The 12,677-nt window shown below is 59.0% G+C and carries 14 protein-coding genes; 4 read left to right on the forward strand and 10 right to left on the reverse strand.

Features of this window, described 5'->3' with window-relative positions; genetic code table 11:
* The first annotated feature begins 27 nt into the window (after positions 1–27).
* Positions 28–1,146, forward strand: coding sequence for a glycine cleavage T C-terminal barrel domain-containing protein (locus ARCT_RS0100880; protein WP_027238413.1), 1,119 nt, complete (start codon positions 28–30; stop codon positions 1,144–1,146).
* 174 nt (positions 1,147–1,320) lie between these two features.
* On the opposite strand, the gene ARCT_RS0100885 is transcribed toward ARCT_RS0100880, so the two are convergent.
* The 5 genes from ARCT_RS0100885 to ARCT_RS0100905 all read right to left on the reverse strand — a co-directional run bounded on the left by ARCT_RS0100885 (position 1,321) and on the right by ARCT_RS0100905 (position 6,420).
* Positions 1,321–2,343, reverse strand: a complete 1,023-nt coding sequence (locus tag ARCT_RS0100885; protein WP_027238414.1) for a GGDEF domain-containing protein — start codon at positions 2,341–2,343, stop codon at positions 1,321–1,323.
* Complete coding sequence (locus ARCT_RS0100890) at positions 2,340–2,927, reverse strand: heme NO-binding domain-containing protein (protein ID WP_027238415.1); 588 nt, start codon at positions 2,925–2,927, stop codon at positions 2,340–2,342. The genes ARCT_RS0100885 and ARCT_RS0100890 overlap by 4 nt, the downstream gene beginning before the upstream one ends.
* A gap of 592 nt (positions 2,928–3,519) precedes the next feature.
* Complete coding sequence (locus ARCT_RS0100895) at positions 3,520–5,073, reverse strand: trimethylamine methyltransferase family protein (protein WP_027238416.1); 1,554 nt, start codon at positions 5,071–5,073, stop codon at positions 3,520–3,522.
* A gap of 278 nt (positions 5,074–5,351) precedes the next feature.
* Positions 5,352–6,041, reverse strand: coding sequence for an HAD family hydrolase (locus tag ARCT_RS0100900; RefSeq protein WP_027238417.1), 690 nt, complete (start codon positions 6,039–6,041; stop codon positions 5,352–5,354).
* 94 nt (positions 6,042–6,135) lie between these two features.
* Positions 6,136–6,420 carry a DUF3572 domain-containing protein gene (locus ARCT_RS0100905; protein WP_027238418.1) on the reverse strand — a complete coding sequence of 95 codons (285 nt, stop codon included), beginning with the start codon at positions 6,418–6,420 and terminating at the stop codon, positions 6,136–6,138.
* Between the two features lie 115 nt (positions 6,421–6,535).
* Between ARCT_RS0100905 and ARCT_RS0100910 the strand changes: the two genes are divergently transcribed.
* Positions 6,536–7,990 (forward strand): diguanylate cyclase, encoded by a 1,455-nt coding sequence (locus tag ARCT_RS0100910; RefSeq protein ID WP_027238419.1) that lies wholly within the window; start codon positions 6,536–6,538, stop codon positions 7,988–7,990.
* Positions 7,991–8,091: 101 nt separating this feature from the next.
* Here ARCT_RS0100910 and ARCT_RS25070 read toward each other — a convergent pair whose 3' ends face one another.
* From ARCT_RS25070 to ARCT_RS0100930, 4 genes are all read right to left on the reverse strand, one after another.
* Positions 8,092–8,559, reverse strand: coding sequence for a periplasmic heavy metal sensor (locus ARCT_RS25070; protein WP_161631276.1), 468 nt, complete (start codon positions 8,557–8,559; stop codon positions 8,092–8,094).
* Between the two features lie 32 nt (positions 8,560–8,591).
* On the reverse strand, positions 8,592–9,008 hold the full coding sequence (locus ARCT_RS0100920) for a hypothetical protein (RefSeq protein WP_027238420.1): 417 nt from the start codon (positions 9,006–9,008) through the stop codon (positions 8,592–8,594).
* Positions 9,001–9,564 carry an RNA polymerase sigma factor gene (locus tag ARCT_RS0100925; protein ID WP_027238421.1) on the reverse strand — a complete coding sequence of 188 codons (564 nt, stop codon included), beginning with the start codon at positions 9,562–9,564 and terminating at the stop codon, positions 9,001–9,003. Before ARCT_RS0100925 ends, ARCT_RS0100920 begins: the two co-directional genes overlap by 8 nt.
* A 250-nt stretch (positions 9,565–9,814) precedes the next feature.
* Positions 9,815–10,309: an EF-hand domain-containing protein gene (locus ARCT_RS0100930; protein ID WP_027238422.1), complete on the reverse strand. Its 495-nt coding sequence runs from the start codon at positions 10,307–10,309 to the stop codon at positions 9,815–9,817.
* 198 nt (positions 10,310–10,507) lie between these two features.
* On the opposite strand from ARCT_RS0100930, the gene ARCT_RS0100935 reads away from it, so the two are divergent.
* Both ARCT_RS0100935 and ARCT_RS0100940 read left to right on the forward strand, forming a co-directional pair.
* Complete coding sequence (locus ARCT_RS0100935; RefSeq protein ID WP_027238423.1) at positions 10,508–10,936, forward strand: DUF983 domain-containing protein; 429 nt, start codon at positions 10,508–10,510, stop codon at positions 10,934–10,936.
* A 36-nt stretch (positions 10,937–10,972) separates the two neighbouring features.
* The gene (locus ARCT_RS0100940) at positions 10,973–11,704 is read left to right on the forward strand and encodes an NUDIX hydrolase (protein ID WP_027238424.1); all 732 of its coding nucleotides are present in this window, start codon (positions 10,973–10,975) and stop codon (positions 11,702–11,704) included.
* 54 nt (positions 11,705–11,758) lie between these two features.
* Here the strand turns inward: ARCT_RS0100940 and ARCT_RS0100945 are convergent, their stop codons facing one another.
* Positions 11,759–12,664 carry a DMT family transporter gene (locus ARCT_RS0100945; RefSeq protein WP_027238425.1) on the reverse strand — a complete coding sequence of 302 codons (906 nt, stop codon included), beginning with the start codon at positions 12,662–12,664 and terminating at the stop codon, positions 11,759–11,761.
* Between the last annotated feature and the right edge of the window lie 13 nt (positions 12,665–12,677).

The following is a 12,677-nucleotide window of genomic DNA, read 5'->3' on the forward strand; positions in this document are numbered from 1 at the left end:
TTGACAGTTAGCGCAACAGGAGACCCCATGACACAGCAGATCGGCATCGGCCCGAATACACGTAAATCCGTGTATTTTGACGCAACCATTGCAGCTGGGGTGGCCAGCTTTTCTGTCTATAATCACATGCTTATCCCAGCCCATTTTGGAGATCCCCAGGCAGAATATGATAGCCTGATGACGGGGGTTGCGATTTGGGATGTCGCCGCGCAGCGGCAGGTGGAAATTTCTGGCCCCGATGCGCGCGCGCTGATCCAATATCTGACCACCCGCAATATGAGCAAAACCAGGATCGGTCAGGGACGCTATGTGCCGATCTGCGATCACGCGGGGACTTTGATCAATGATCCGGTGCTTTTGATGCTCGAGGAAAACCGCTATTGGCTGTCCATCGCTGACAGCGATATTGGGCTCTGGGCCAGCGCCATTGCCGCCGAACGCGGGCTGGATGTCAGGGTTCATGAACCGGATGTCTCTCCGCTTGCGATCCAGGGCCCCAAGGCTGAGACGCTGGTGGCTGAGCTGTTTGGCGATTGGGTCAAAGGGCTCAAATACTTTGGCTTCAAACAGACCGATCTACAGGGTATTCCGCTGATCCTGTCCCGCTCTGGCTGGTCAAAACAGGGTGGGTTTGAACTATACCTGCAAGACGGCAGCCGCGGCTCGGAATTGTGGGCCATCGTAAAAGCAGCCGGCGCGGCCTATGGTATCCGCCCCGGCGCCCCCAATGATCTGGAACGTATCGAAAGCGGGTTGGTATCCTATGGTGCCGATGGGCGCATTCAGACAAACCCTTGCAACCCCTTTGAAATATCGCTGGGCAAGCTGGTGGATCTGGATCGCCCGGATGATTTTGTCGGCAAGGCCGCGTTGCAAAAGATCAAGGCAGAGGGCATCAAGCGCCGCCGCGTCGGGTATGTGATCGCCGGGGCAGCCATCGAAAGTTTCCAACATTCCTTGCCAGTTCAGACATCTGACGGCCAAATTGTGGGGCTGCTCAGCGAGGCGGTCTATTCACCTCGGTTTGTGGGGAATATCGGGGTGGGAATGATTGCATCAGAGATTGATGAGGGCGCAACAGATTTGAGTGTCATGCTGGATCAAGCGCCGCGCAAAGTCACCATTCGACCCCTGCCGTTTGAGTGATCAGAGTGTCTGAGTGACCAAGGGTAGCCTGCTGGCCAGAGCACGGTCCAGAGCACTGGCTAGAGCTGCACAGGTCAAACCGAGGCAGATAAAATGGGGCGGTTCAGGGCGGTTCAGGGCGGTTCCCCCCAGATACTGCCCTCAGTGTTATTGAGGCTTCAGGGGGTGGGGGCTTTAGGCCCCGACCTGCGTAGTGGCCTGCGGGTCGTCTTTTTGCATGCCCTGTTCAAAAAACAGATGCTGCGAGCGCCCCGCCCGTTTTGCCGCGTAAAGCGCCAGATCCGCCTGATGCAACATGGCCGCAGCCTCAACCGGTGCTGCGTTCCAGATCGACAGAGTGGTGCCGGCACTGGCCGAAACCTTGCACAGCCTGCCGCTGTAGGGCACAGGCTCTTCCAGACGACTGATCAGGCGTTTTGACAAGGCCTCAAGAATTTTTGGCTCATTCACGCCGCCAAAAATGATCACAAATTCATCGCCGCCAACACGGGCCACGGTATCGGTGTGGCGGGTGCAATCAACCATCACCTGGGCAACACTTTGCAAAACGGCATCCCCGGCGGCATGGCCGAGGGTATCGTTGACCTCTTTGAAGTAATCCAGGTCCACATGCATCAGCGCAAAATCGGTGCCAGAGCCAATCAGGCGGTTAAGGATGTGATCCATGGCGCGACGATTCTTGAGACCGGTCAGGGTGTCGGTAAAGGCCTGTTCTTCGGCGGCAATCTTGGCCCCTTGCAGGCGCAAATTCAGCTGTCGCGAAGCCTCCATGGCGGCCGATTTTGCCTCAACCAGATACAGCATCTCGATTGTCAGATCCGTAGGCGAGAAATCCGCGCTGGTCAGATCATAATCGCGCACGGCCTCAAGCACCGAGATACCAAACGACAGGTTGATCAGGGCACCTTTGCCACCTGGCAGCGGTGCCAAGACGCCTTTTAGGCTGGTTTGTGGTGACTCGCGAAACTGCATGTGCAATTTGGAGCCTGCGGTTTTGAGCAGGTCATCCATGGAATTGACCCAGCGGGGGCGCAACAGATCAAAAACGTCAAAGAACTTCTTTCCCTTCCAGCCCATGTCAGGACGAAGTTTTTTCAGCGTCGGACCCGCAAAGCGAATGCGCCCGGCGGCGTCTACGACAAGGTACATCGGACAGATTTGGTCAATGATACCGGTCAGCTCATCCGCAGTCATCATAGGGCGTGGGCTCCCAAGTCAAAAGTACGTCCTTCGGCGAAATCCGTTTCAACAAGCGTAATCGAGATCACCTCTGCACCGCCTTGTGTACCGCGATGATCAAGAATGACCAGATCGCCATAGTCATCCGCCATAGCGCGCAGAACGCCCATCAGGACATAGGCAAACCCAGGCAGGCCGGGTTGGCATACCAGATCAAACTGGCCCGGTGAGTTCTCAACCAGCTCAATGGCAGGCAGATGCAGATCGGCCACCGCCAAGCGGGCGCGGTCTGGCAGATCATCCAGCGAATGCAGGAATTCCACATAGTTGACGCCGCCAAACCTCAGCAGGCGACGCAGGGCTTCAACCTGCGGATTGGACACCAGGAACGTGCCCGTGTCCTCAAGTATTTCTGGCAGCGGGCGTTCCAGCGATTTTTCCATAGCAGAGAGCATCTTGTTGGACTGCTCATCAGTATAGAACAACATGGCCTCGAACTGAGCAAAGCCAAGATCCGCAGTATCCATAATATCGCTCCACCGTTCCTCCCCGTAGGTACTAACGACGAATGCCTGAATCGCTCTGTTGATCAGACCATGCATAAATTGGCCCCTTGTTACACTTTACCCATATTGGGCTCCGGATCATTAAGATACGCCGAACAATTAAAGTTTGACAGACTTTCAATGCTGGCCCTGATCTGGAGCACCCTACGCTTTAACTTCTCATAACTAACATTTTCCGGCCACGCCTCAAACATAGGGCAGCGCAAAAACCGCAGACAGTTGCCAAGCGCTTTGTACCCGCTCTCTCCCGAGTCGCTGGGCGCGGATTGCAGGGGCGGCATAGCCTTTTTTCACTGAAACGGGAAAGAAAAACCACAAACATGCACTTCATTTGTGGCAAGAAAACTCTCTGAACACAGGCTTTCCGTAGGATCCCCTCAACGGCGTCCATTTGGTGAGCATGATAACAAACTGATTTTGTTGCCAAAATATGAAAACCCTGACAGCATTCGCAGTTTCATCCAAGGCGACAGGAAACCATGCCAAAAGCACCGCCTGAAATCCGTAGAACGGCAAGCCATTTGGTTTTGCTCCAGAGGTCCGAGGCCCCTTGCAACAGCCAAAGGCCCGGCCCAGAGCCTTGGCCACAGAACTGCTGTCAAATTCCCTGGGCCAATTCCGGGATCATCTAGAAGTCGGTTGGCGCCCCGCCTTCTGATTTTCGGCGGGCAACAAAATCCTTCAACTCGTCATGCAGGGCGTCGTCCATCGGCGGCGGGGTGAACTCCTGCAGAATCTCCTTGTAGATCTGGTTGGCCCGCTGCGGGGTCCAGACGGCTCCGGCGGCCTCCCAGGCTTCGTAATTGCGCCAATCGCTCAGGAAGGGTTGGTAAAAGGCGGTGGCGTAGCGATCCTGCGTGTGTTGGATACCAAAGAAATGCCCCTCGTTTCCAACCTCGCGCACCGCGTCAAAGGCAATCTCCTCCGGTCCGGTAGCGCAGATTTCTGGCTGCATGTAGCGTTGAATTTGCTGCAGAACTTCACAATCCATAATGAATTTTTCCGGGCTGGCGATCAGCCCGCCTTCCAGCCAACCTGCTGCGTGGTAAACCATATTGGTCCCCGACTGCACCGCCGCCCAGAGCGAATTTGAAGTCTCCCACATGGCCTGCCCGTCGGGCACATTGGCAGCACAAACCCCAGAGGAGCGCATCGGCAGGCCATAGTGGCGGGCCATCTGCCCCGTCATCTGCGTCGCGCGCATGTATTCGGGGGTGCCAAAGGCCGGGGCGCCGGACTTCATATCCACATTTGAGGTAAAGGTGCCAATGGCACAGGGGGTGCCAGGGCGGACATATTGAAACAGCGCAATGGCACAGAGCGCCTCGGCCAGGCTTTGCGCCACAGCGCCCGCCATGGTGACCGGCGCCATCGCCCCCGCCAGGGTAAAGGGCGTCACCACCACCGCCTGCCCCCGGCGCACCAGCCGCAGGCAGCCGTCAATCATCGGATAGTCGTGTTTCAGCGGCGAGGTGGAGTTGATGTTGGTGTACATCCGCGGCGTGGCTTCGAACTCTTCATCCGTGAGCCCCCCGGCGATGCGCACCATTTCCATCACATCTTCGACCCGCTCTTTGCCCAGCGAATAGGCATGCATCGCCTTGTCGGTCAGCGTCAGCTTGTCATAGAGCACATCCAGATGGCGCACCGAGGCATGGATATCCACCGGTTCCACCGGGTAGCCACCGGCAAAATGGATGCAGTTGAAATACTGCGTCAGCTTGAGCAGATTGCGGCATTGCGCGCGGTTGCCAGCCACCTTTTTCCCCAGATCCATATCCCAGTAGTTGGGCGGCGAAGACACATTGCCAAAAAGCAGGTTGGTGCCGCCAATCGGGATGGTCCGCTCCGGGTTGCGTGGTGTGATGGTGAACTGGCTTGGCGCCTTCCCCACCATCTCCATGACAAAGTCCCGGTCCATCCGTACCAGATCCCCCTCAACCCGGCATCCGGCCTGTTTCAGGATCTCCAGCGCCTCAGGATTGAGAAAGACAATGCCGATCTCTTCCAGGATCCGCATGGCACCATCGTGGATTGCAGCAATGCCCTCTTCGGTCAAAGGCGCGATGGGGCGGTCAATGTTTTGCGGAATGTGCCAGGGCATCTGTTGCAACGCTGCTGTGCCGCGCCGCGCGGCAGCGCCGGCGCGTCCCCCCCCTCGTCTGCCGTTATCCCGTGCCATGAGCCTCTCCTTGGTGGTTCTGAGCGAACGCGCTGGCTGAGCCCCGCGCGCCGCCGGGGGCGCCCGGCAGAGTCTCAGCAGGCCCAATCAAAACGGATGACGGCTGCCAGTTCACGACATCTCGTGTCGTTTTTTCACCTCAATCCGGCTGAAACAGCCTTTTCTGTACAGATGTGCCCAGTTCTACACAGATTTGCCCAATGCAAAAGCGGCGGGGCCTGGCAGAGCCCGCCGATAAGGTTCAAAAACTGAGATAACAAAAGGTCTGCGGCGCGGCGTCAGCGATCCAGCCACTCGGGGATATGCCCGATATGCGGCAGCACCACATCCGCATGAGGGGCCAGATCGTCATGTTCTGCCATGCCGGTCAGCACGCCGATCCGGGTCATGCCGGCGGCCTGGCCGGCGATGAGATCATGCAGGCTGTCGCCCACCATAGCCGTCTGTTCCGGTGCAATGCCAGTCGCCGCACAAAAGGCCAGCAGAGGATCCGCATCCGGCTTGGCGCCATGCCCACTGTCAAAGCCGGCCACAAAGGCAAAACGATCCAACACACCCGAGCGTTCGAGCTGGCTGATGGCAGAAATCTCTGCATCATTGGTCATCACCCCCAGCACCTTGCCACGGGCCAGCAGCCCATCCAGAAAGGCCGCCAGCGGCACCGCCTCACTTAGCGCGGCGGTTGCTGCGCTTTGGGCCAGGAAACGCTCCAGCTCGGCCTCTTCCATCTGCGGAACAAAAGGCGCCAGGACAGCGGCCACCTCGCCATTGGTGCCGGCAATGACCATGCTGTCAGCCCGAAAGGCCTGCTGCTCTTGATCAAAACTGATTACTTCGGCCATGGCGGTTGCCCGCGCCGGATCTCCCTGGCTCAGCTGCGCCAGCATATCCGCCGCCCAGGCGTTCCAGGTGGCGGAGAAATCAAACAGGGTTCCGTCCTTGTCGAAGAGAAAAGCATCTACCGGCATGGGTTTTCCTTGCGCCTATTCATCAGGGTCATCTGGCGCGAACCGTATCGGCAAAAAGCGGTGGTGCAAGTGCTTTCTGCTGGCAGCTGAAACCCTAGGTCCAATGCATCTGCGCACCACCCGGAAGCGCCATCCGCGCCAACATCGGCATCTCATAGGCGATTCCTGCCTGGTCACAGAATTCAACCACCCAGGCATCGTCCATCGTTAAGAAATCGAGCAGCGAGCCCAAAAACGCAGGATCGGCGGCATTTTCCCGCAGATCCGCCTCGGCTGCGCCAGTGGCGCCCATAAACACCGGTAACAACTCATCATTTGTCATCAACCAGGCTAGCGCCTTAAGCGCGATCACCTCAGCTTGATCGGCGGAAATCTGCATGACGACCCCATTCCTGACACGTTGCGGACAAATTAGTAAAAACCCGAAACAGTTTATTAACCAGTCTGACGGAAACTTCCAGTGTAACGAGCAAAAGGTTCGAAAGGCGACCCACGTGCAAGGAACGATCCTAGTCATAGATGGTATTTCGACCAACCGCATTATGCTGAAGGTTCAGCTGTCGGGTGCATGTTATGGCGTGGAACAGGCCGATTGTGTCGCCGATGTTCTGGAGGCTGCACGCTACTGCCGCCCTGATCTGGTACTTACCGCCATGAGCCTGCCTGATGGCACTGCCGCGGATGTTAAGAACGCCCTGCGCCAGGATGAGATGCTCGCCGAAATTCCGGTGATCGCCATCTCCCAGTCCAATGCACCGGAACGCCGCCTGCATGCGCTTTCTGCCGGGATTGATGATGTGCTGCCGCAGCCCGTGGATGATGTCATCCTGCAGGCCCGCATCCGCAGCCTGCTGCGCGCCCGCAGCGCCAACGAAGAATTGCATATGCAGCGGGACGCCTCGCATGGGTTTGTGCTGCCGCTTTCCGACCGTGCCGGTCACGCGGACTGCAACCGCGCCAGCGTTGCCCTGATTGCGCAGGATACCCAGACCGCGCAGGCCTGGGCCAAACGGCTGGGCGATCATGTCCCCTACGAGCTGCGCTGCCATGATCTGGATGACATCAAACTGATGATGAGCGCGCCGGTGGCCGATGTGTTTGTCATCGAGCTGAACGATATGACCGCCGGCCCTGGCCTGCGGCTTTTGGCGGATCTGCGCGCCCGTGCTGCCACTCGGCAGTCGGTGGTGATCGCGGTGCCAAACCCAGCGGATCCAATGATCGCCGCCGAGGCGCTGGATCGGGGTGCCCATGATGTGTTGCAGTCTGGGTTTGACGTCGATGAACTGGCCCTGCGCCTGACCACGCAACTCCAGTACAAATCCCGCAATGACCGGCTGCGCGACAGCGTCCGCAACGGGCTGCGCGCGGCGGTAGAGGATCCGATGACCGGGCTTTTCAATCGTCGCTACGCCAAGCCCTTTTTGGATCGTACCGCCAAACGCGCCGCCGAAAGCAACGACTGCTTTGCCCTGATGCTGGCTGATCTGGATCACTTTAAGCAGATCAACGATCAATATGGCCATCCCGCAGGCGATGCGGTGCTGATCGAGGCCGCCCGGCGGCTGCAAGCGCAGATGCGGCCCGTCGATCTGGTGGCGCGGGTGGGCGGCGAAGAATTCATGATCGTGCTGCCCGGAGCCGATGAAATCAGCGCGGGCATGGCGGCTGTCGAGCTGTGCAACGCCATCAACAGCACGCCCTTTCATGTGCCTGGCATCCCCGAGCCAATCCAGGTGACCATCAGCATCGGCGCCGTAGTTGGCCGCGATCTGACCCGCAAAGAAGACCTGAACGACTGGGCTGATGCCGGTGACAAACGCGGCCAGGACAGGGGTGCGGGGAATGTAACCGAGCTGATCTCGCTGGCGGATCAGGCGCTGTATGATGCCAAAAATGCCGGACGCAATCAGGTAACGCTGGGCAAAAACTCAACCGTTGCGGCCTAGGGTCCTGCCCCCAAAAGAAAGACCACCTGAAAACAAAAGGCGCTACAAACCGTAACGCCTTTTGTTTTTGTGTTGCACAGGGCCATCCAGGCCTTGCCGGTTTAGCGATCGCGACCGGGGTCTTTGGGATGTCGGGACTGATGATCCAATTGGTGTTGCATCCGGTCCGCCAGCCCGCGCCGGTCTTTCAGGGGCAGCCCTGCCAGACGCTGTTCCCAGGCCTCTGCGACCCCCCGCATAAAGCTGTTGGTTTCGACAAGATGGGCCTCGACAATGGCGCGGACAGCCGCAGTATCCAGCTCCTCCGCTCGCATCAGTGCAATCATCTGCTCCATCTCATCGTGGCGACGGCTGTGCAGGCCTCCGGTTTCACCGGCGTGATCCTTGACCAGACGGCGGAGCTCCTGGCGGCCCATATCCTTAAAGATGAACCGGCTCAGCATCGGTGGTCTCCCCCTGTGATGATCCTCTCTGCCGTTGTACCGCCAGGCGGCCCCTGCAGCGATGCCGATCACCGCAAGGTTCAGAGCCAGCGACAGGGCCAAGACGACCTTTAGCCAGGGGCGCATGCTGCTCCGCCGGGGTGTGTTTTGGTCATTGTTCATTCGAACACCTCATCGCTCATCAAAAAGCTCACGTCATAGTCAAGGTCAGAGACCAGCTGCGATCCGCTGGAATATGAGGCAAAGCTCGCAACCGGGTCGGGGAGGAAAGATGGCGGAGCCAGGCCAATCCAAAGCCCGCAAAGACTGGCCACAGCCAACCCCCCCAGGGCAGGCCAGCCACCAACGGCGGAAGTGAATTGTTGCCAGAGCCGCGCGGGCAGTTTCTGCGGATGAAGCCCCATTTTGGAACCTCCCGGCACCATGGCTTTGGCCCTGTCCTGCTGCACCTGTTGCGCATCGGCCAGCATCGCGGCTTGCAAGGCCTGTGGCAGCTGGGCAGGTTCACTGCGGGCAGCGGCAAAAAGATCCTCCAGATGGACCATGTCGCTCAAAGACTTGTCTGTGTCAGTCATCGCTGTACCCCAGTTCCTCTCGACGGCTGGCCAGACATTTGGCCAGCGCCCGTTTGCCGCGCGCCGTCAGGCTTTCGACGGCCTCGACGCTAATTTCCATGATCCCGGAAATCTCCGGGTTGGTCAGTTCTTCCAAGTGACGCAAGACCACGGCCTGGCGCTGTCGCTCTGGCAACTGCATCAGGGCCTGTTGCAAAGCATCCTGCCGGGCCAGGTCCTGCATCTGATCTGCCGCAGAGAGCCCCGGATCCAGTGGGTCCGCAATGGCATCCAGATCGACATCGCGGCCCTGTTTGCGCCGTTTCAGATCAATACAGAGGTTCATCACCACCCGGTACAGCCAGGTAGAGACCTGTGCCTGCCCTGGCTGCCAGTCCGGCGCCATGCGCCACAGGCGCATCATTGCCTCCTGGGTGACATCTTCGGCCTCGGCTCTGCTGCCGATCACCCGCAGGGCAACCCCCATGGCGCGCGGCGCCAGGCGCTGCATCAGTTCGGCAGCGGCTGTGGGATCGCCATTGGCGTAGAGCACCAGCAGCGCATCGTCGCTTGCCACCGCGCCAACGGCTCCGGTGGGGGGGGCTCCGGCGGGGGTTTCTGCTGGTCGGTCCCTAGACCTGTCCGCCAGTCTTTCCGGCAGTCTTTCCGGCGCTCTATCCGCCAGTCCACCCGCAGGCCTGTTTGCCAGTTTGGCAGCGGTTATTTTTGCCGAGGCCCCCGTCACCGAGCCGACATCCCGCAGTGGCAGCCCCTGCACGAGGGACTGCACTGGCAATATCGGGTCAAAGTGCAACGCGGTCGTTTAATCAGTTCTGCTCCATTTTGCCGCCACGGTCACATTCACCGTCTGGGCCACCATGATGTTTGCCCCCACGATGCTGTCTGGCCTGCTCGAACTCTTCCTTGGAGATCGTGCCATTGCCATCGCTGTCAGCGCGTTTGAACATATCACCATGGCGGCCGCCGCGATTGGCCATTTCGTCCTGGCTCAGCATGCCGTCCCCATCACTATCAAGGTGGTTGATCATGCGCTCAACCCGTTTGGCGGCGCGTTCCTGCGCCTTGGCGAGCAGCTCTTCAGGCGAGAGTTTGCCATCTCCATTGCTGTCAGAGGCGCTGAACCGGGTGGCTTTGTGGGCCTGCATCTCGGCCTTGGTGATTTCACCATTGCCATCGGCATCAAGCTCTTCAAACTGCATCTTCGGCCCCATGTCGCCGCAGCCCGGCTTGGCCATGGCTGTGGTTGCCGCCAATGCGCCGGCGGTTGCAAGGATCACGGCGAGGATTTTGGTCTGTGTCATTTCTGCTCTCCTATGCGTTCCTAAAGCAGCTCTTTGCTGCCGGATACACAGACTAAACGCAGCGATGCAGCGTTTCCGTCGCACCCTGTCGCAAAAAATTGCCACCCACAGGTTGCGGCATCGGGCCGCAGAGTTTCCCTTTGGCTTTTCTTTACGCCATAGAGAGAAGATCATTACCGCAAAACCATAGGATTTCCAATGACCGAGTCTCCGGCCACCAGCCCCGATGTATTCTCAGGCGCGCACGCGACCGAGACCCGCGCAGAGCGCCCCACCTGGCCTGCTGTCGCCAAGGGCTGGCGGCGCAAATGCCCCTGTTGCGGCAAGGGCGCGGTGCTGCACTCCTATCTTAAACTCAACGACACCTGCTCGGAATGTGATCTCGATTTCACCCAGGCGCGGGCTGATGATGGGCCTGCCTATCTGACGATCCTGCTGGTTGGCCACATCATGGCCCCGCTCCTGCATGTGGTCTATTTCACCTGGCGACCGGAACCTCTCGTAACGTTTTCTGTTTTCTCGATTGGCTGCATTGTCTCTTCTCTCTATCTTTTGCCAAGACTAAAAGGGGTTGTGGTGGCCTATCAATGGGCGCGCCGGATGTATGGCTTTGATACAAAAAGCTGACATTCCCCAAAAACAATACACGGGAGAGGCCGGTCAATGAGCGATACAGCAATTCAGGGCGTGACATCCGAGGACCGCAGCGCAATCCGCAATGCGGCAACAATCATTGCCCTGCGGGACCGGATGAGCGAGAACCCAAAGGTTCTGATGGGACAGCGCGGCGCCAAAGCGGCCTTTATGCCCAACAAATTTGTCTTTCCCGGCGGTGCGGTTGATCTGGCTGATGCCACCGTGCCCCTGGCCCAGCCCCTGCCCGAGGTCTGCCGTATCCGTCTGGCGGAACAGGCCAGCGACGGGCTGGATCACACGCTGGCCATTGCTGCCATTCGTGAGCTTTGGGAAGAAACCGGGTTGATCCTGGGACATCCCGGCGACTGGCCGGACGAGATTGCCGACGATTGGCAGGATTTTGCTGCCACCGGACATCTGCCCTCCGCCCGCGCCCTGCAGTTCGTCTTTCGCGCCCTGACGCCTCCCGGTCGTCCCCGGCGCTTTGATGCGCGGTTCTTCCTGATTGATGCCGATGAAATCACCGGCGATCTGGATGATTTTTCCCGCGCTTCGGATGAGCTGTCGCATCTGCAATGGATCCCATTGAGCGAGGTGCGCAGCTTTGATTTGCCCTTTATCACCGAGGTGGTTCTGGCCGAAGTCACCGGTCGTCTGAAGGATCGCACCCCGCCAACCAGCGTGCCCTATTTCTGCAACAATGACGAAGAGAGCCTGTTTCTGCGCCTCAAGGGGCAGCCGATGCCCAGCGAGGGCTGAGGCAGAGCCGCCGAGACAGGGCCCAGGGTCCGCCCGGATCGGTGACTTTGTGGACTATTGCAGCGCCAGGCCCAACGCCAGAATAGACAGCACCAGCAGGGTCATGCCAACCACTTCGCGGCGGCTGATCTTTTCTTTGAAAAACAACAGCGAGGCCAGGATGGACAAGAGCAGCTCCACCTGTCCCAGTGCTTTGACATAGGCGGCATTCTGCAAGGTGAAGGCCCAGAACCAGCAGAACGAGCCGCCCAGGCTGGTCAATCCAACCCAGATCGCCACCCGCCGCGCCTGCCAAACGCGGGTGATCTCGCCTTTTTCGCGCCAGACCAGCCAGATGACCATCAGCAAGGTCTGCAAGCTGACCACCGAAGCCAGCGTCACCGCAGCCCGGAACACCGGCGCCAGATCCCCCAGTTGCAACGAGGCCCCACGATAGCTGACGGCTGAAAAGGCAAAAAGCACCCCGGCCCCAAGCCCCAGTCTTGAGGCTGTGTTGGTGAGATGCCGCCACCAGGCACCGGTGGCCTCGGGGGGTTTGGACAGCACCAGAACCGCGCTCAGCCCCAGCAGGATCGCAACCCAGCCCCAGGCGCTGATCGCATCGCCCAGAACGGCCAGTCCGACAATTGCGGTCTGAATCACTTCGGTCTTTTTAAAGGTAATGCCAACGGCAAAGTTGCGCTGCTTGAACAGGGCGACCACGCAGATCGTCGCCACAATCTGCGATATGCTGCCGATCAGAGCATAGAGCCAGAATTGCCCACTCAGATGCGGCAGGCTCTGGCCACTGGCATAGAGGTAGATCGCCAGACCGCTCAGGATAAAGGGGGCGGAATAGGCAAAGCGGGCAAAGGTGGCGCCCCCGGGGGACAGGGTGACCGAACTCAGCACCTTCTGCAGCATAAAGCGGAAGGTCTGAAAGGTGGCGGCGGCAATCGTGACGGGAATCCAAGTCAACATGACTGCCCTTATG

Origin of the sequence: Pseudophaeobacter arcticus DSM 23566, assembly GCF_000473205.1 — a bacterium.
In the GTDB taxonomy this organism is placed as follows: domain Bacteria; phylum Pseudomonadota; class Alphaproteobacteria; order Rhodobacterales; family Rhodobacteraceae; genus Pseudophaeobacter; species Pseudophaeobacter arcticus.